We start from the raw sequence: 18,288 nt of genomic DNA, 5'->3' as shown, positions 1-18,288 counted from the left end.
CATCGAGCGCTCACCATGAGATACGAACGGCGGGCCCGTGGTGTTCCCGCGGCGAAAAAAATCTCCCACCTCACCGCTCGCACCTCAATGACCCGTCCTCGCGCCCCGTCTTGCCGTTCCACCCCGACGATGCCGCCCGCCACCACCAGGAGCCCCGGTCGTGATCCCGCCCCCTGTCCCCGTCACGAGACCCTGTTTGTCAGTGCAGGGCCGTAGGGTGGTCGGGCTATGACGAAGCCCTCACTCCCCGAACTCCTGCATGCCGCCGTCACTGCCGTCGGCGGTACGGAGCGTCCCGGCCAGGTCACCATGGCCGAAGCGGTCGCCGAGGCGATCGACGACGGATCCCACCTGCTGGTCCAGGCCGGCACCGGCACCGGAAAGTCGCTGGGCTATCTCGTGCCCGCGCTCGCCCACGGAGAACGGGTGATCGTCGCGACGGCAACACTCGCCCTCCAGCGCCAGCTCGTGGAGCGCGACCTGCCGCGCACGGTCGACGCCCTGCACCCGCTGCTGCGCCGCCGTCCGGAGTTCGCGATGCTCAAGGGCCGGTCGAACTACCTGTGCCTGCACCGGCTGCACGAGGGCATGCCGCAGGACGAGGAGGAGGGCCTCTTCGACCAGTTCGAGGCGGCCGCGCCCACCAGCAAGCTGGGCCAGGACCTGCTGCGGCTGCGGGACTGGGCGGACGAGACCGAGGACGGCGACCGGGACGATCTCAGCCCCGGTGTCTCGGACCGCGCCTGGGCGCAGGTGTCGGTGTCGTCGCGGGAGTGTCTGGGCGCGTCGAAATGCGCGTACGGCGCCGAGTGCTTCGCCGAGATGGCCCGCGAGCGCGCCAAGCTCGCCGAAGTCGTGGTCACCAACCACGCCCTGCTGGCGATCGACGCCATCGAGGGCGCCCCGGTGCTGCCCCAGCACGAGGTGCTGATCGTGGACGAGGCGCACGAACTCGTCTCCCGTGTCACCGGCGTCGCCACCGGCGAACTCACTCCCGGCCAGGTCAACCGCGCCGTGCGCCGAGCCGCCAAGCTCGTCAACGAGAAGGCCGCCGACCAGCTCCAGACCGCCGCCGAGGGCTTCGAGCGGCTCATGGAGCTGGCGCTGCCGGGCCGCCTGGAGGAGATCCCGGAAGACCTCGGCTACGCCCTGATGGCGCTGCGCGACGCCGCCCGTACGGTCATCTCGGGGATCGGTGCGACACGCGACAAGTCCGTCCAGGACGAGGACGCGGTCCGCAAGCAGGCGCTCGCCTCCGTGGAGTCGGTGCACGACGTGGCGGAACGGGTCGTGAACGGCTCGGAGTGGGATGTCGTCTGGTACGAGCGGCACGACCGTTTCGGCGCCTCCCTCAGGGTCGCCCCCATGTCGGTGTCGGGGCTGCTCAGGGAGAAGCTCTTCGCCGACCGTGCCGTCGTCCTCACCTCGGCGACGCTCAAGCTGGGCGGCGACTTCAACGGGGTCGGGGCCTCCCTGGGGCTCGGGCCGGAGGGCGCGGAGGGCGAGGACCTGCCGAAGTGGAAGGGCGTCGACGTCGGCTCGCCCTTCGACTACCGCAGACAGGGCATCTTGTATGTCGCCAAGCACCTGGCGCGCCCCGCGCGGGACGGCGACCGGCCCGACATGCTGGACGAGCTGACCGAGCTGATCCAGGCGGCCGGCGGTCGCACCCTCGGCCTGTTCTCGTCCATGCGGGCCGCCCAGCTCGCCGCGGAGGAGCTGCGCTCCCGGATCCCCGAGTTCCCCATCCTCCTCCAGGGCGAGGAGACGCTCGGCGAACTGATCAAGAACTTCGCTGCCGACCCGAAGACCTGCCTCTTCGGCACGCTGTCGCTGTGGCAGGGCGTCGACGTCCCAGGACCCAGCTGCCAGCTGGTCGTCATGGACAAGATCCCGTTCCCGCGTCCCGACGATCCGCTGATGAGCGCGCGCCAGAAGGCGGTGGAGGACGCGGGAGGCAACGGGTTCATGGCAGTGGCCGCGACACACGCCGCCCTGCTGATGGCGCAGGGCGCCGGCCGTCTCGTACGGGCGTCCGGCGACCGGGGCGTGGTCGCCGTACTGGACCAGCGGCTGGCCACCGCGCGGTACGGCGGCTATCTGAAGTCGTCCCTGCCGGACTTCTGGTACACCACGGACCGTAACCAGGTCCGCAGGTCACTGGCGGCGATCGACGCGGCGGCGCAGCAGGCCGAGACTCAGCAGGCCGCAACCCAGCAGGCGGAGACGGAGCACGCGGCGACGTGACCGTGGGGTGGTCCGACCGAGCCGGTCGGACCACCCCACGATGGCAGCCGTCCGTACGGCCACCCGGGACGGGCAGGACCCCGGAACCGGCGCAGAGGTTCCGGGGCCCGGTCAGGGAGCGAGCCATCGGGGCCCGCCAGCCGCGTTCGTCACACGCGGCGCAGCACTGCGACGACCTTGCCCAGGATCGTCGCGTCGTCGCCGGGGATCGGCTCGTAGGCGGCGTTGTGCGGGAGGAGCCAGACGTGGCCGTCCTCGCGCTTGAAGCGCTTGACGGTGGCTTCGCCGTCGAGCATGGCGGCCACGATGTCGCCGTTCTCGGCGACCGGCTGGCGGCGCACGGTCACCCAGTCACCGTCGCAGATCGCGGCCTCGATCATCGAGTCACCGACGACCTTGAGGACGAACAGTTCGCCGTCGCCGACGAGCTGGCGGGGGAGAGGGAAGACGTCCTCGACGGATTCCTCCGCGAGGATCGGGCCACCGGCCGCGATACGGCCGACCAGCGGGACGTACGACGCGGCGGGCTTGCCGGCGGTGTCCGTGGGCTGCACGGTCACGGCCTGGTCGGAGCCTCGCACCTCGTACGCGCGCGGGCGGTGCGGGTCGCGGCGCAGGAACCCCTTGCGCTCCAGTGCCATCAGCTGGTGGGCGACCGAGGACGTGCTGGACAGGCCGACGGCCTGGCCGATCTCCCGCATCGACGGTGGGTAGCCCCGCCGCTGCACCGAGTCCCTGATGACCTCGATCACCCGGCGCTGCCGGTCGGTGAGCCCGGAGCTGTCCGCCCGGATGCCGGGAGGTCGGCCCGGCAGGGAGCGCTTGTGTCCCTCGGGATTCGTCACTTCGTTCATCACGTGCACCGGCTCGACTCGGCCCTGGGAGCGGTCCTGGGCGGTGATGGTGGCACTGTCTGCGGTGGTGGTCACGGCGGCCCCTCTCGATGGTCTCCCTGCTGCACAACGGTAGTTGCTTTCGAAAGGTTGCGCCAAACACACGTTCGAGTGAAAAAGTGCGTTTCACGTGACGCGATCGTGTGTCTGGGTGTATGGCTCGGTCGACACCTGGCGGACAAAAGTGCCCATTGCTGTACTCTTCACCGCCGGAGACGCCGGCCTTGTGGGCCGCGACCCCAGTCTGCCATCCGGAACCCCGCGGTCCGGGATCCGGGGCCCTTCTGTGCCGGAGTGCCACGTCCCCTCCGTGCGGCGCCCACGCTATCCCGGTGTGCGGCACAACGGCACGGGTATGCGTGCGCGTGTCCGGCTGGTCGCCGCCGATGCCCGGATCCGCCGTTCCGCCGCGACACGCGTGTCTGCCTGGTCGTATGAGTCAATCCCCACATCTAGTGGTTGGGTGGCTACAGCAGCCCACAAGTTGTGGTCCCCCGGGTCTGAGAGTGCTTCGCGATCGCCTATGCTTAGGGCTGCTTCGCGGGGCCTGTGGGTCCGGCGAGGTCAATGAGACTGCTGTGAGGAGGGTTGGAGATCATGCACTGCCCCTTCTGTAGGCATCCCGACAGCCGCGTGGTCGACAGTCGTACGACCGACGACGGCACGTCGATCCGCAGGCGCCGCCAGTGCCCCGACTGCTCCCGTCGTTTCACGACCGTGGAGACGTGCTCGCTCATGGTGGTCAAGCGGTCGGGGGTCACCGAGCCGTTCAGCCGCGCCAAGGTCATCAACGGCGTGCGCAAGGCGTGCCAGGGGCGGCCTGTCACCGAGGACGCGCTCGCCCAGCTCGGCCAGCGGGTCGAGGAGGCGGTGCGCGCCACCGGGAGCGCCGAGCTGACGACCCACGACGTGGGCCTGGCCATACTCGGCCCCTTGCAGGAACTCGACCTCGTCGCCTATCTGCGGTTCGCCTCCGTCTACCGGGCGTTCGACTCGCTCGACGACTTCGAGGCCGCGATCGCGGAGCTGAGGGAGACCACGCGAGGCCCCGCCGCGGACGACCAGGACGCGGGAGCGGGGAGCCAGGAAGCAGACTGCGGGCCCGGCGGGACCACCCAGGTTCCGGCGCCCGCCCACGCCGCCGACTGACCGGCGGCCCGGGCACCGGGAGGTGACCCGGATTCCGGCCGGGAGGCGGCTGGCAAAGACCTGTTGCGGGCGGCAGTTGAGGGTGCCCGCAACACACGACAGAACACCGTGCCACGGGAACAATCGGGGCACTTTTGGGCGTTTTGCCCGTACCAGGGAGGCGGCATGACAGAGACGGCGAGCGGTCCGGCACGAGGTTCCCGAGCCAAGGGCGGCAAGGCGGGGAACAAGGGGCTGCACATCGAGCGCATCCACACCACCCCCGGCGTGCACCCGTACGACGAGGTGAGCTGGGAGCGCCGTGACGTCGTCATGACCAACTGGCGCGACGGCTCGGTCAACTTCGAGCAGCGTGGCGTCGAGTTCCCCGACTTCTGGTCGGTGAACGCGGTCAACATCGTCACCAGCAAGTACTTCCGGGGTGCCGTGGGCACTCCGCAGCGCGAGGTCAGCCTCAGGCAGCTGATCGACCGCATCGTGAAGACGTACCGGAAGGCCGGTGAGGACTACAAGTACTTCGCCTCGCCCGCCGACGCCGAGATCTTCGAGCACGAGCTGGCCTATGCCCTCCTGCACCAGATCTTCAGCTTCAACAGCCCCGTCTGGTTCAACGTCGGCACCCCGCAGCCGCAGCAGGTCTCCGCCTGCTTCATCCTGTCCGTCGACGACTCCATGGAGTCGATCCTCGACTGGTACAAGGAAGAGGGCATGATCTTCAAGGGCGGCTCCGGCGCCGGCCTGAACCTCTCCCGCATCCGCTCCTCCAAGGAGCTGCTCTCCTCCGGCGGCAACGCCTCCGGTCCGGTCTCCTTCATGCGTGGCGCCGACGCCTCCGCCGGCACCATCAAGTCCGGTGGCGCCACCCGGCGCGCCGCCAAGATGGTCGTGCTCGACGTCGACCACCCCGACATCGAGGACTTCATCGAGACGAAGGTGAAGGAGGAGGAGAAGATCCGCGCCCTGCGCGACGCGGGCTTCGACATGGACCTGGGCGGCGACGACATCACGTCCGTCCAGTACCAGAACGCCAACAACTCGGTCCGTGTCAACGACGAGTTCATGACGGCGGTCGAGAAGGGCGGCAAGTTCGGCCTGCGTGCCCGTATGACCGGTGAGGTCATCGAGGAGGTCGACGCCAAGTCCCTCTTCCGCCGGATGGCCGAGGCCGCCTGGGCCTGCGCCGACCCGGGCATCCAGTACGACGACACCATCAACAACTGGCACACCTGCCCCGAGTCCGGCCGGATCACCGCGTCGAACCCGTGCAGCGAGTACATGCACCTGGACAACACGTCCTGCAACCTGGCCTCGCTGAACCTGATGAAGTTCCTCAAGGACGACGGCAAGGGCCACCAGTCCTTCGAGACCGAGCGCTTCCAGAAGGTCGTCGAGCTGGTCATCACCGCGATGGACATCTCGATCTGCTTCGCGGACTTCCCGACCCAGAAGATCGGCGAGAACACGCGCGCGTTCCGCCAGCTCGGCATCGGCTACGCCAACCTCGGCGCCCTGCTGATGGCCACCGGCCACGCCTACGACTCGGACGGCGGCCGCTCCCTCGCCGGTGCCATCACCTCCCTGATGACGGGTACGGCCTACCGCCGCTCCGCCGAGCTGGCCGCGGTCGTCGGCACCTACGACGGCTACGCCCGCAACGCCGACGCCCACAACCGCGTCATGAAGCAGCACGCCGACGCCAACGGCACGGCCGTCCGCATGGACGACCTGGACACCCCTGTGTGGGCCGCCGCCACGGAGGCCTGGCAGGACGTGGTGCGCCTCGGCGAGAGGAACGGTTTCCGCAACTCCCAGGCGTCCGTCCTCGCCCCGACCGGCACCATCGGTCTCGCGATGTCCTGCGACACCACGGGTGTCGAGCCCGACCTCGCCCTGGTCAAGTTCAAGAAGCTCGTCGGCGGCGGCTCGATGCAGATCGTCAACGGCACCGTCCCGCAGGCCCTGCGCCGCCTGGGTTACCAGGAGGAGCAGATCGAGGCGATCGTCGCCCACATCGCCGAGAACGGCAACGTGATCGATGCCCCCGGCCTCGCGCACGAGCACTACGAGGTGTTCGACTGCGCCATGGGCGAGCGCGCCATCTCCCCGATGGGTCACGTCCGCATGATGGCCGCGATCCAGCCGTGGATCTCCGGCGCCATCTCCAAGACGGTCAACATGCCGGAGACGGCGACCGTCGAGGAGGTCGAGGAGATCTACTTCGAGGCCTGGAAGCTGGGCGTCAAGGCGCTCGCGATCTACCGCGACAACTGCAAGGTCGGCCAGCCCCTCTCCGCGAAGACCAAGGAGAAGGAGAAGACCGAGGTCACCGAGAAGACCGAGGCGGCCATCCGCGAGACGGTCGAGAAGGTCATCGAGTACCGCCCGGTCCGCAAGCGCCTTCCCAAGGGCCGCCCGGGGATCACCACCTCCTTCACGGTCGGTGGCGCCGAGGGCTACATGACGGCCAACTCCTACCCGGACGACGGTCTCGGTGAGGTCTTCCTGAAGATGTCCAAGCAGGGCTCCACCCTCGCGGGCATGATGGACGCCTTCTCCATCGCCGTCTCCGTCGGCCTCCAGTACGGCGTGCCGCTGGAGACGTACGTCTCGAAGTTCACCAACATGCGCTTCGAGCCGGCCGGCATGACGGACGACCCCGACGTGCGGATGGCGCAGTCGATCGTCGACTACATCTTCCGCCGCCTGGCGCTGGACTTCCTGCCCTTCGAGACGCGCTCCGCGCTCGGCATCCACTCCGCCGAGGAGCGTCAGCGTCACCTGGAGACCGGTTCGTACGAGCAGTCCCTCGATGACGACGAGGTCGACGTCGAGGGCCTGGCCCAGTCGGCGCCGCTCGCCCAGGAGCTGAAGGCGGTCGCCACGCCGAAGGCCGAGGCCGAGGCGGCCAAGCCGGCCCCGAAGCAGGCCCACACCAGCGCCGAGCTGGTCGAGATGCAGATGGGTATCCAGGCCGACGCCCCGCTGTGCTTCTCCTGCGGTACGAAGATGCAGCGGGCCGGTTCCTGCTACATCTGCGAGGGCTGCGGCTCGACCAGCGGTTGCAGCTGACCGGCAGCCGCTGGAGACCTGAAGACGTGGTCCTCGGTTGAGAAGGGGCGCCGGTCATCCGTCGGCGCCCCTTCGGCTGTCACCGCGTCAGGGTCGGCGTGCTCTGCCCATGACCTGGGTGAACGTCGCCGGATCCTCGTCGAAGCCGTGCACGCCGGGACGCAGGGTCCACTCCCCGGAGTCGTTGCGCACGAACTCGGCGATCGTCGCCGCCGTCGCCCCGAGGACCGACCCGAAGTCGTCCTCGGCGAGGACCGTGTATCCCTCCCGGACGCGCACGGCCGGGTTCAGCACGTCGGCGAACGTCTTGTGCCCGGGCCGCTGCTGGATGACGACACCCACCACCACGCGCGCGTATCGGCTGTCGAGCCGTTCCAGTTCGAGCATCATGACCTCGTCCCAGCCGAAGCCCCTGCCGTCCGTGCTGTCGCGGTTGAGGAAGATCGTGCCGTCCGGTGAACGGCTGTCGAAATGCACCAGATAGGCCGGAGTCCCGTATGCGTCGGCCGACACGAACGTCGCGGCGATGATGTCGAGATCGGTCGGCGGCCGTCCCGCCGGACTGGGATCCCACTTGAGCGCGACCTCGGCCTTGCCAATTCCCTTGCTGAAGCCGGTCACCAGGCTGCCCCTTCCCCCTGTGGCTCACTCGCCCCCAACTCCTGTGAGTCGGACGCTCCTTGCCCATCGTGCCACGTGCGTGGAGGCGCACGCCCGGGCGTGGTTCACCGGAGCGGGGCCGGCGCCACGCCCGGTGGCCTTACGATGGCGCGGTGCTGGTCAAGTGGATTCGCTGCACCGTGGTCGACCGCCGCGGTTTCGAGCGCGGGCAGCGGAAATGGGCGGGGCTGCCGGGGGAGCCGGGTTTCCGGGGACAGGGTGGGGGCTGGAGCCGGCAGCGGCCGGGAGTGGCGCACGTCTTCGCCTTCTGGGAGAGCCGCGCCTTCTACGACTCCTTCATGGCCCGTTCCCATGACCGGCTGGCCGCCGCCCAGTCCGGCACGTTCAAGGATGCCCAGGTCAGACTGTTCGAGTACCGCTTCGACGTGAAGACGGGCTTCGAGCCGCGCTTCACCGACGCCGATCTCGTCCGGGTGGCCCTGTGCCGGATCCACGAGGAGCGCGTGGAGCACTTCACGCTCATGCAGGAGAAGGTCTGGAACCCGGCCATGGCCGGCTCGCCCGGCATGATCCGTGGCATGTTCGCCGAGGCACCCGAACAGGAGTTCATGATCCTCTCGATGTGGCGGTCGGCGGCCGAGCACGGCAAGTACCGCACCGAACGCATCGAACGCCTGGCCCTGCGCGCCCAGACCGAGGCGGACGTCGCGGCGCTCTCCGGCGACATCGTGGAACTGGAGCCGTCCTGGACGGTCTGAGGTCCCACCGGTCGGTTGGAGAACCGGACGTACCTCCCGAGGGCGTCGCACCGTCATCACGGAAGGGTCCGCGGCGCGGAAATCATGTGACCTACGCCGTATGGAGCCCGTACGAGTGCTCTACCTTCCGCCGTTCGATCTAGGGTTTTCGACATGGCACGACCACGGCGCATCGTCCTTGTCCGGCACGGCGAGTCGACCGGCAACATCGACGACTCCGTGTACGAACGCGAGCCCGACCACGCCCTCGCGCTGACCGAGCGCGGCCGGCGGCAGGCCGAGGAGACCGGAGAGCAGCTCCGGGCGCTCTTCGGCAGGGAACGCGTGAGCGTGTACGTCTCCCCGTACCGGCGCACGCACGAGACGCTCCGCGCCTTCCACCTCGATGCCGACCTCATACGCGTCCGGGAGGAGCCCAGGCTCCGTGAGCAGGACTGGGGGAACTGGCAGGACCGCGACGACGTGCGCCTACAGAAGGCCTACCGCGATGCCTACGGCCACTTCTTCTTCCGGTTCCCGCAGGGGGAGTCCGGCGCCGACGTGTACGACCGGGTCGGCGGTTTCCTGGAGAGCCTGTTCCGCAGCTTCGAGGCCCCTGACCATCCTCCGAACGTCCTCCTGGTGACCCACGGGCTGGCGATGCGGCTGTTCTGCATGCGCTGGTTCCACTGGACGGTCGCCGAATTCGAGTCGCTGGCCAATCCGGGGAACGCCGAGATGCGGATGCTCGTTCTCGGGGAGGACGGCAAGTACGCACTCGACCGGCCCTTCGCGCGCTGGCGGGAGCCGGTGCCGTACTGGGTCAGCGGATAGAGTGGCAGAGCGATGACCGCTGACTCCTCTTCCCTCGAGCGCTTCGGGCGCGCCTCGGCGAGCCTGCGCGGACTGGCCGTGGGAGACGCGCTGGGCTCCCAGTTCTTCGTTCCGGTGAACTACCCCCTGCTGAAGCGCCGGGAACTGCCCCCGGGTCCCTGGCAGTGGACGGACGACACCGAGATGGCCTGCTCCGTGCTGACCGTCCTCGCCGTCCACCAGCGGATCGACCAGGACGCGCTCGCCCGCTCCTTCGCCGAGCACCACGACGTCGACCGGGGCTACGGCCCCGCGGTCAACCGGCTGCTGCGTCTGGTCCGGGAGGGCGGGGACTGGCGTGAGCTGGCCGCCGGCCTCTTCAACGGCCAGGGGTCCTGGGGCAACGGTGCTGCCATGCGGATCGCCCCCCTGGGCGCCTGGTACGCGGACGATCCCGAGCAGGCGACCCACCAGGCGGAGATCTCGGCCTACACCACGCACCAGCACCGGGAGGCCGTCGTCGGGGCCATGGCGGTGGCCGCCGCGGCGGCGCTGGCCGGCTCACCCGACGGCCCGCCCAGCGGCGAGGCACTGCTCGACGGCGTCATCGCGCTGGTGCCGAAGAGCGCGGTCGGCCAGGGCCTCCGCCGCGCCCGGGACATGCTCGACTACGGCGATCCGGGCACCGTCGCGGCCGTGCTGGGCAGCGGACGCCGCACGACCGCGCATGACACCGTCCCGTTCGCCCTGTGGTCCGCCGCGCGGGCCCTCGGTGACTACGAGACGGCGTTCTGGACGACCGCACAGGTGGGCGGGGACGTGGACACGACCTGCGCGATCGTGGGCGGTGTGCTGGCCGCGGGCAAGTCCGGGGCACCGCCCGCCGAGTGGGTACGGCGCACGGAGTCGCTGCCGGACTGGGTGCCCGCGGGGCTCTGACGGCTCCCCGCCCCGGTGAGCACGGAGAACACTCCGTGTCCGCCGGGAACTCTCCGTGATCGACACTCGTTCTTCCCGTAACCGCCGTGCACCGCGTCCGCCCGGCGCAAGAGCGCAGGGAACGGTGAGGGCGGGAAGCGACACGAGGGAGGAGGGGGTGCGGGATGACGCATGTCCTACTGGGGCTGGGGCTGGGGCTGGGGCTGGCTGCGCCGCTGGTGATCCTCACGTGTGCGCTGCCGTTGCTGATGCCGGTGCCTCTGGTGCCCTTGGCGTCCCTCGTGCGGCCGGCCGGTCCGCTGGTCACGCCGGCTGTGCCGGGGCGACGGTCCGGCCGGCCGCGGCTCAGCGCCGCGCGGTCCGGGTCAGCCGATGCCCGGGCTCGCCACGCCCGCGAGGGAGTCGAGATCGCTCTTGCGGACCCTGATCACCAGCCACGCGGTGAGGAAGGCGAGCACGGCCATCGCGGCGGCCGGGACGAAGGCCGTGGAGATGCCGTGGGCGAGCACCTCGTGCCCCCAGGGCGCGGGCAGTTGGTGCGTCCTGGCGAACTGCGCCTTCTGCTCCGGCGAGCCGTCGGCGAGGAACTTGGGCAGCTGCTTCTTCGCCTCGTCCTTGGCGGCCGAGCCGAAGACGGTCGTCAGGATGGACAGACCGAGCGAGCCGCCGACCTGCTGCATGGCGTTCAGCAGCCCGGACGCCGCGCCCGCCTCGTGCTGGGCGACGCCCGACACGGCGGTGACCGTGGCCGTGACGAAGTTCAGGCCCATGCCGAAGCCGAACACCAGCAGGGGGCCCAGCACTCCGCCGACATAGGTACTGTCGGGCCGGATGAACGTCTGCCAGGTCAGTCCGATCACCACGAACGCCGTGCCGCTCATCATGAACGGCTTGGGGCCGAACGACGGCAGGAAGCGCTGGGACAGGCCCGCGCCGACCGCGATCGCCACGGTGACGGGAAGGAAGGCGACACCGGCCTTGACGGCGCTGTAGCCGAGCACGTTCTGCACGAACAGCACGATGTAGAAGAACATGCCGAACATCGCCGCGGCCAGGCTGAGCATGATTACGTACGTGCCCCAGCGGTTCCGGTCGGTGAACATCCTGAGCGGGGTGATCGGCTCCTTCGCCCGCATCTCGGTGAAGACGAAGGCGAACAGCAGGACAACGGACGCGGCGAACGAGCCGAGGGTGAGACTGTCCCGCCAGCCCTCCTCCGCGGCACGGATGAACCCGTACACGAGCGTGGCCATGCCCGTCGTGGAGGTCAGCGCACCGGTGAGGTCGAAGCGTCCCGGGTGGCGCCGGGATTCGTTGATGTACAGCGGCGCGAGCGACGCGATCAGCACGCCGATGGGCACGTTGACGAACAGCACCCACCGCCAGTCGAGCCAGTCGGTGAGCATGCCGCCCGCGAGCAGGCCGATGGCACCACCGCCGGCGGACACGGCCGCGAACACGCCGAAGGCCCGGTTGCGTTCGGGGCCTTCGGGGAAGGTGGTCGTGATCAGCGCCAGCGACGTGGGCGACGCTATCGCGCCACCCACGCCCTGCAATGCCCGTGCGGCCAGCAGTTGCCAGGGTTCCTGGGCCAGCCCGCCCAGCAGGGAGGCGAAGGTGAACAGCAGGATGCCGGCCATGAACACCCGGCGGCGGCCGAGGATGTCACCGGCCCGGGCACCGAGCAGGAGCAGGCCGCCGAAGGTGAGCGTGTAGGCGCTGACCACCCAAGTGAGGTCGGTCGTGCTGAACTTGAGAGCGTCTTGAATGTGCGGGAGGGCGATGTTCACAATCGTCGCGTCGAGCACCACCATGAGTTGGCAGGCCGCGATGACGGTGAGCGCGACGCCGGGATGCCCCTCCCGGCGGGCCGTGCCCGGTTTCCGATCGTTCTGGAGCAGCTGAGAGGTCGTCACTATGGGTCCCCCATCGAGGTTTTAGTGAACGCTCGCGTTCACTGTCGCGCCCACGGTAGTGAGTCCCCAACAGTGAACGCAAGCGTTCACTTAAGGGCGTGCCGCGTTTCGCGCCCCCGTCGCTGCGACGCGGCACCCATCGCCCCGGAACCCCCGCTTCCCTTTGCATGCTGGAGAAATACAGATGGCTACCTCGCGTTGGACGGCCGCGCCCGCTCGGACGGCTTCCCCTCGTCGGCGCGGTGCGGTGCTGGAGCGCGCGATCCTCGACGCCGCTCTGGAGCAGCTGAGTACGGTCGGATGGAAGGGGCTGACCATGGAGGGCGTCGCGGCCGGGGCCCAGACGGGCAAAGCCGCGGTCTATCGCCGCTGGCCCTCCAAGGACGATCTGGTCGCCGACGCGCTGGTGTCCGGGCTGCCCCGGATGGAGAAGGCACCCGACCTCGGAAGTGTTCGCGAGGACCTGCTCACGCTGTGCCGGCAGGTACGCCGGATCATGTTCTCGCGTCCCGGCGTCGCACTCCGTTCCGTCATTCACGAATGCGATCAGCTGCAAGCGGAACGCTTCGAGGAGGTGATCGTGGGGAGCGTGGTGGAGCCGACCGTCAAGCTCCTCCGTACGGTCATTTGCCGTGGCATAGAGCGAGGGGAGGTCCGCATGGACGCGGCCAACGGATATGTCTTCGACGCCATCCCCGCCATGATGATGTACCGGACGAAAATGTGCGCCAGTGAATGGAGTGATCAGGACCTCGGGGAGATGGTCGACCAGTTGATGCTCCCGCTGCTGCGCCCCTACGGAACCTGATCTCCTCCCCGCGGCGGTGCCCGCGCGGGACGGGCGGACCGGGGTGTCGCGCGGCGATCCCCGCGGCGTACGCTAAGGGCGCCATGCCGTACGAACCACCTACACACACTGTCGAGCGCTCCCTGCGCGCCACGACCGGAGCGAAGGTCATAGCCGGTGTCGACGAGGTGGGACGCGGCGCCTGGGCCGGCCCCGTCACCGTCTGCGCGGCGATCACCGGTCTCCGCCGGCCGCCCGAGGGGCTGACCGACTCCAAGCTGCTCACGATCAGGCGGCGCACGGAACTCGCCGAGATCCTCCGGACATGGGTGACCGCCTACGCGCTGGGGCATGCTTCCCCCGAGGAGATCGACGGCCTGGGGATGACGGCCGCGCTGCGGCTCGCCGCGGTCCGCGCCCTGGACGCTCTGCCGGTCCGTCCCGACGCCGTCATCCTCGACGGGAAGCACGACTACCTCGGCGCTCCCTGGAAGGTCCGCACGGTGATCAAGGGAGACCAGTCGTGCGTGGCCGTCTCGGCCGCGTCGGTCATCGCCAAGGTTCAGCGCGACAAAATGATGGCCGAACTGGCTGTCGACCATGCAGACTTCGGATTCGCGGACAACGCCGGGTACCCGTCGCCCGTGCACAAGGCCGCACTGGCGGAGCGGGGGCCCACCCCGCACCACCGTTTGTCGTGGGCGTATCTTGATGCGTTGCCTCAGTGGCGGCACCTCAAGAAGGTCCGCAGCTGGGCGGACGGAGGCGTTCCGGAGATCGAGGGTCAGCTCGGCTTCGATTTCTGACGGTTCCGCTGGCACTGATGTGCCACCCGGTCATCCGCGCCGCACGAATGTTTGATAAAAATCAGCTCATGCCTCTCATTCCCGAGGAGCCTCAGATTCACGAGAGTGCCCAGGGTCCCCGCGCCACTCCGGCCAGCGGCCGTACCGCGCCGACCCCCCGCCCCGTACCCGGCCCCCGTCCAGCGGCTCCGTCCCGCCCCGGTCGTCCCGGCCCTCCGCGGCCCACGCCGCCGGTGCAGCGCACGCCGCGTGACGGGGCTCCGGCCAAGCCGGGCCCGTCCGCTCCGGCCGTTCCCGCCGTCGTGGCGGCCCCGCAGCTCCAGCTGATCCCGGCCTCGCCCGAGGGTGCGCTCGATGCCGCCGACGAGGCGGTGGACCTCCTCCTGGACTCGGGCCGCGCCCCCGGCGACGTGCTGGTGATCACCACGGGTGCCCAGCACCCGTGGGCCGAGCACGAGCTGTCCTTCGGTGAAGCGTCCTACTGGGCGCAGCACGATGCCGGCGACGACGTCTTCTACGCGGACGCCGCCGTCGCCTCCCGTGCCGCGACCCGCCCGGTGGTCGTCGTGGCCGTCAACGGAGGCCCCGGCTCAGCTCTGCCGCTCGCCCACTCCCGGGCCGGTGCCCTGCTGATCGTCTGCGGCGACCCGCAGACGATCAACTCGGTGCTGGGCGCCGGAGTCTGAGTCGCGTCCGGCACCACGGGGAACCGCGGTGCCGGAGGAGCCGATCCGGCGGGTCCGCACGGTGCGGCTTTCGGCATACCCGGCCGGCGGGCGACGGCCACACCACTCGCCGGGCGGCTTCCCGGGGAACCGAGCGGTGGAGCCGGAGCCACCGGGCCGGGCTGGGCAAGTCGCGGGGCGGCAGCGTGCGCGGGCCGGAGAGGGAGCCGACCTGCGGATGAGCCGGGCCCCACAACAGGGTCAGGGCGATCCGGACCCCACAGCGGAGCCAGTAGCAACTCGGACCTGCACGGCAGCAGCGGCGCCAGGGCCGGCGCCCGCCCGCCGGGTCCTCGCCGCGCTGCTCCTCGGCCTGGTCCGTACGCGACAGCGGCAGGTCTGGCCGCTCGTACTGCCGCGTCGATCGAACCGGCCGTCGGGCCGAGGTCCCGCCCGCGCCCGCGCCGTTCAGCGGGCCGCGGCGCGGCGCAGGACCTCGGAGACCGGTCCGCCGGTGCGTGGCACGAGCGGCGGGGCCTCCGACGTCGCGAAGGGTTCCGGCGCCGAGTGCGCGTGGGGATGGCGTCCGCCACGCCCCTCGCCGAGCACATGCCAGCCGTCCTGCGTCAGCGTGATGTACGCCCCGCAGCGCAGCCCGTGCAATGTGCAGGCATCTCGCAGTCCCCACATCCACGCGCCGTCCTCCTCTGTCCAACGCCCTTCCCCCTCACGGCAGTAGAGGAGTACGGCCGTGCGTACGGGGGTGCGGCGGCGCAGGTCGTGCGGAATCACCCGGCGCAGCTGGGCGAGCAGGGCGTTACGGAACATCCAACCGTCGGCCGGGGCCGGACGACGCGTGAACGAGGCGCTGGCCCGCAGCCGTTCGTCCGGATCGAGAACCGCCACGATCGCCGTGGACGGCTTCGGGTGATGGCGGGCGTGGAGCCCGCTGACGACCTCACGGGGGTTGCGCAGCAGAGGGATTCCTGCGGCGGCCCACTCCGCCGGTTCGAGCAGGCGGCTGGCGGAAGCGGCGGACGCGGACGTCGACAAAGAGGCCGCCGAGGACGAGGCGAATCCGAAGGTCACGTTCCTCCCTTCGGCTACGCGCCCATACTGCGGGCGAGGTCGGATTCAAGGGGAGCGCGCACCGCAGGGGAGCCCAGCCTGATCACGGACGGCCGTGCGGGGAGCGGACCTCAATTCTTCCTGTCGAACTTGGATGCGGCAACGAGCAATTGGGACCACCGACTGTTATCTGCTGGTGCGTGGCTTATATCCCTACCCCGAGGTGAGACTGCCGACGCCTGAGGCGCTCGCCTCCGACCGGCGGGGCCGCGGCGAGCGCCCGCTGATCAGCCCTGCACGGCGAGGACGAGCGGCAGCACCCCCTGCGCGCCGGATTTCCTGAGCAGGCGTGCCGCGACCGCCAGGGTCCAGCCCGTCTCCGTGAAGTCGTCGATCAGCAGCACCGGGCCGTGGCCCTCGGCGAGTGCCGACGCGAGGGTGGGCGGCACCGTCAACGCCCCGTCGAGCGTCTTCAGTCGCTGGGCACTGTTGCTGCGCGGCACCCGGGGCACGTCGCCGTCGTACTCCACGGCGCCGAGCAGGGGGAGCCTGCCGATCTCCGCGATGCGGACGCCCAGCGAGTGGATCAGCCGCGGCCTGCTGCGCGAGGCGACGGTGACCACGCCCACCGGCCGGGGCGGGGCGTCAGGCGCGCCGGAGGCCCAGCCGCCGGGCCCTCTGGCCCAGTCGGCCAGCACATCGACCACGGCTCGCGCCACATCGTCCGGAACGGCGGCGTCCGGTGTCTGGGGCGCGAGCAGCGGACGCAGCCGGTTGCCCCAGCCGATGTCCGACAGCCGTCCCAGAGCCCGCCCCGGCGAGGCCTGCTCACCGGCCGGGATGCGCCCCTTGAGGCTGATGCCGATGGCCGGAAGCCCGGTCGGCCACATGCGGCGGGGCTCCACCTCCACTCCGGCACGGCCCAGGTCGCTCCGCGCGGCGTCCAGGGCCGTCGTGGACAGACCGGCGGTGAAGCGCGGGCCCGCGCAGTTGTCGCAACGGCCACAGGCTTTGGCACCCTCGTCGTCCAACTGACGCTGGAGGAACTCCATCCGGCACTCGGTGGTGGCCGCGTACTCACGCATCGCCTGCTGCTCGGCCGCGCGCTGCCGGGCCACCCACGCGTAGCGCTCGGTGTCGTACGACCACGGCTGTCCGGTCGCGATCCAGCCGCCCTTGACGCGGTGCACCGCTCCGTCCACGTCGAGCACCTTGAGCATGGTCTCCAGGCGTGAGCGGCGCAGCTCGACCAGTGGTTCCAGGGCGGGCAGCGACAAGGGTCCCCCGGCCTGGGCCAGGACGTCCAGGGTGCGCCGGACCAATTCCTCGGAGGGGAAGGCCAGCGAGGCGAAGTACTCCCAGATCGCCTCGTCCTCCTTGCCCGGCAGCAGCAGGACCTCCGCGCTCTCCACGCCACGGCCGGCACGGCCTACCTGCTGGTAGTAGGCGATGGGGGAGGAGGGCGAGCCGAGATGGACGACGAAACCGAGATCGGGCTTGTCGAATCCCATGCCGAGCGCCGACGTGGCGACCAGGGCCTTGACACGGTTGGCCAGCAGGTCGTCCTCGGCCTGCTGGCGGTCGGCGTTCTCCGTCTTGCCCGTGTAGGAGGCGACAGTGTGCCCGCGCTGCCGCAGGAAGGCGGTGACCTCCTCGGCCGCGGCGACGGTGAGCGTGTAGACGATGCCGGAGCCCGGCAGCTCGTCGAGATGGTCGGCGAGCCAGGCCATCCGGTGCGCGGCGTCCGGGAGCGGCAGCACGGCCAGACGCAGACTCTCCCGGTCCAGCGGCCCGCGCAGCACCAGCGCGTCCGACGCGCCGCCCGTGCCGAGCTGCTCGGCGACGTCCGCGGTCACCCGCGCGTTGGCCGTGGCGGTGGTGGCCAGCACGGGGACGCCGGGCGGGAGATCGCCGAGCATGGTGCGCAGCCGGCGGTAGTCGGGGCGGAAGTCGTGACCCCAGTCGGAGATGCAATGGGCCTCGTCCACGACCAGCAGGCCGGTGGCCGCGGACAGCTTGGGCAGGACCTGGTCACGGAAGTCGGGGTTGTTCAGCCGTTCCGGCGAGACGAGCAGCACGTCGACGCCACCGGCCGCGATCTCGGCCTGGACGTCCTCCCACTCCTCGGTGTTGGCGGAGTTGATGGTCCGGGCGTGGATGCCGGCCCGGGCCGCGGCCTCCACCTGGTTGCGCATGAGCGCGAGCAGGGGCGAGACGATCACCGTGGGCCCGCTTCCTCTGGCCCGCAGCAGCGAGGTGGCCACGAAGTACACCGCGGACTTGCCCCATCCCGTGCGCTGCACGACCAGGGCCCGGCGCTTGTCGGCGACCAGCGCCTCGATCGCCCGCCACTGGTCCTCGCGCAGCCGGGCGGCGCCCGAGGCATTCCCGACGAGCCGGGCGAGGACGGCGTCCGCCTCTGCCCGGAGATCCGCGTTGCTCGTGTGCTCCATGCGTCCCATACAACAGGACGGGACCGACAACCGGACGGTCCCGGCCGAGACTGTGGACAACGATCGCGATCTTGTCGTGTCCCTGATTCGACTTATCCACAGGCCCAAGCGGAATCACAAGATCC

14 protein-coding genes are annotated in these 18,288 nt (G+C 70.2%); 9 read left to right on the top strand and 5 right to left on the bottom strand.

All coding sequences use genetic code 11. The annotated features are described in order from the left end of the window. Positions 1–228: 228 nt before the first annotated feature. Positions 229–2,247 (top strand): ATP-dependent DNA helicase, encoded by a 2,019-nt coding sequence (locus tag AB0F03_RS32105; RefSeq protein ID WP_361998427.1) that lies wholly within the window; start codon positions 229–231, stop codon positions 2,245–2,247. Positions 2,248–2,396: 149 nt separating this feature from the next. Here the strand turns inward: AB0F03_RS32105 and lexA are convergent, their stop codons facing one another. Continuing rightward, positions 2,397–3,176, bottom strand: a complete 780-nt coding sequence (lexA, locus tag AB0F03_RS32100) for a transcriptional repressor LexA (protein ID WP_121786538.1) — start codon at positions 3,174–3,176, stop codon at positions 2,397–2,399. Between the two features lie 561 nt (positions 3,177–3,737). Between lexA and nrdR the strand changes: the two genes are divergently transcribed. Both nrdR and AB0F03_RS32090 read left to right on the top strand, forming a co-directional pair. Next, the gene (nrdR, locus tag AB0F03_RS32095; protein WP_361998566.1) at positions 3,738–4,289 is read left to right on the top strand and encodes a transcriptional regulator NrdR; all 552 of its coding nucleotides are present in this window, start codon (positions 3,738–3,740) and stop codon (positions 4,287–4,289) included. 165 nt (positions 4,290–4,454) lie between these two features. Beyond that, on the top strand, positions 4,455–7,358 hold the full coding sequence (locus AB0F03_RS32090) for a vitamin B12-dependent ribonucleotide reductase (protein WP_361998424.1): 2,904 nt from the start codon (positions 4,455–4,457) through the stop codon (positions 7,356–7,358). Positions 7,359–7,445: 87 nt separating this feature from the next. Here AB0F03_RS32090 and AB0F03_RS32085 read toward each other — a convergent pair whose 3' ends face one another. Beyond that, positions 7,446–7,979, bottom strand: a complete 534-nt coding sequence (locus AB0F03_RS32085; RefSeq protein ID WP_361998421.1) for a TerD family protein — start codon at positions 7,977–7,979, stop codon at positions 7,446–7,448. A gap of 152 nt (positions 7,980–8,131) precedes the next feature. Here AB0F03_RS32085 and AB0F03_RS32080 point away from each other — a divergent pair, with 152 nt between their 5' ends. The 3 genes from AB0F03_RS32080 (at position 8,132) to AB0F03_RS32070 (ending at position 10,468) form a co-directional block, all read left to right on the top strand. Further along, positions 8,132–8,737, top strand: coding sequence for a YdbC family protein (locus AB0F03_RS32080; protein WP_361998418.1), 606 nt, complete (start codon positions 8,132–8,134; stop codon positions 8,735–8,737). 153 nt (positions 8,738–8,890) lie between these two features. Beyond that, positions 8,891–9,550: a histidine phosphatase family protein gene (locus AB0F03_RS32075; RefSeq protein ID WP_361998415.1), complete on the top strand. Its 660-nt coding sequence runs from the start codon at positions 8,891–8,893 to the stop codon at positions 9,548–9,550. 12 nt (positions 9,551–9,562) lie between these two features. Further along, on the top strand, positions 9,563–10,468 hold the full coding sequence (locus AB0F03_RS32070) for an ADP-ribosylglycohydrolase family protein (RefSeq protein ID WP_361998412.1): 906 nt from the start codon (positions 9,563–9,565) through the stop codon (positions 10,466–10,468). 365 nt (positions 10,469–10,833) lie between these two features. Here the strand turns inward: AB0F03_RS32070 and AB0F03_RS32065 are convergent, their stop codons facing one another. Continuing rightward, on the bottom strand, positions 10,834–12,384 hold the full coding sequence (locus AB0F03_RS32065; RefSeq protein ID WP_361998409.1) for an MFS transporter: 1,551 nt from the start codon (positions 12,382–12,384) through the stop codon (positions 10,834–10,836). Positions 12,385–12,568: 184 nt separating this feature from the next. Between AB0F03_RS32065 and AB0F03_RS32060 the strand changes: the two genes are divergently transcribed. The 3 genes from AB0F03_RS32060 to AB0F03_RS32050 all read left to right on the top strand — a co-directional run bounded on the left by AB0F03_RS32060 (position 12,569) and on the right by AB0F03_RS32050 (position 14,663). Continuing rightward, positions 12,569–13,192, top strand: coding sequence for a TetR/AcrR family transcriptional regulator (locus AB0F03_RS32060; RefSeq protein ID WP_361998407.1), 624 nt, complete (start codon positions 12,569–12,571; stop codon positions 13,190–13,192). An 83-nt stretch (positions 13,193–13,275) separates the two neighbouring features. Next, positions 13,276–13,977, top strand: coding sequence for a ribonuclease HII (locus tag AB0F03_RS32055; RefSeq protein WP_361998404.1), 702 nt, complete (start codon positions 13,276–13,278; stop codon positions 13,975–13,977). Positions 13,978–14,045: 68 nt separating this feature from the next. Further along, a complete protein-coding gene (locus tag AB0F03_RS32050; protein ID WP_361998402.1) occupies positions 14,046–14,663 on the top strand; it encodes a hypothetical protein in 618 nt (205 codons plus the stop codon). A 447-nt stretch (positions 14,664–15,110) separates the two neighbouring features. Here the strand turns inward: AB0F03_RS32050 and AB0F03_RS32045 are convergent, their stop codons facing one another. Both AB0F03_RS32045 and AB0F03_RS32040 read right to left on the bottom strand, forming a co-directional pair. Then, a complete protein-coding gene (locus tag AB0F03_RS32045; protein ID WP_361998399.1) occupies positions 15,111–15,731 on the bottom strand; it encodes a hypothetical protein in 621 nt (206 codons plus the stop codon). A 266-nt stretch (positions 15,732–15,997) separates the two neighbouring features. Then, on the bottom strand, positions 15,998–18,163 hold the full coding sequence (locus tag AB0F03_RS32040; RefSeq protein ID WP_361998397.1) for a RecQ family ATP-dependent DNA helicase: 2,166 nt from the start codon (positions 18,161–18,163) through the stop codon (positions 15,998–16,000). Between the last annotated feature and the right edge of the window lie 125 nt (positions 18,164–18,288).

This window comes from Streptomyces sp. NPDC028722 (assembly GCF_040637655.1).
Lineage (GTDB): Bacteria > Actinomycetota > Actinomycetes > Streptomycetales > Streptomycetaceae > Streptomyces.
Note: the sequence above shows the minus strand (reverse complement) of the source record. Positions and strands in the feature narration are given on the sequence as shown.

What these genes read in the sequence shown, in the direction of transcription:
- AB0F03_RS32040 (WP_361998397.1), bottom strand. Translation starts at nt 18,163, where the DNA reads ATGGAGCACACGAGCAACGCGGATCTCCGGGCAGAGGCGGACGCCGTC.
- AB0F03_RS32090 (WP_361998424.1), top strand. Translation starts at nt 4,455, where the DNA reads ATGACAGAGACGGCGAGCGGTCCGGCACGAGGTTCCCGAGCCAAGGGC.
- AB0F03_RS32075 (WP_361998415.1), top strand. Translation starts at nt 8,891, where the DNA reads ATGGCACGACCACGGCGCATCGTCCTTGTCCGGCACGGCGAGTCGACC.
- AB0F03_RS32055 (WP_361998404.1), top strand. Translation starts at nt 13,276, where the DNA reads ATGCCGTACGAACCACCTACACACACTGTCGAGCGCTCCCTGCGCGCC.
- AB0F03_RS32050 (WP_361998402.1), top strand. Translation starts at nt 14,046, where the DNA reads ATGCCTCTCATTCCCGAGGAGCCTCAGATTCACGAGAGTGCCCAGGGT.
- AB0F03_RS32070 (WP_361998412.1), top strand. Translation starts at nt 9,563, where the DNA reads ATGACCGCTGACTCCTCTTCCCTCGAGCGCTTCGGGCGCGCCTCGGCG.
- nrdR (WP_361998566.1), top strand. Translation starts at nt 3,738, where the DNA reads ATGCACTGCCCCTTCTGTAGGCATCCCGACAGCCGCGTGGTCGACAGT.
- AB0F03_RS32060 (WP_361998407.1), top strand. Translation starts at nt 12,569, where the DNA reads ATGGCTACCTCGCGTTGGACGGCCGCGCCCGCTCGGACGGCTTCCCCT.
- AB0F03_RS32105 (WP_361998427.1), top strand. Translation starts at nt 229, where the DNA reads ATGACGAAGCCCTCACTCCCCGAACTCCTGCATGCCGCCGTCACTGCC.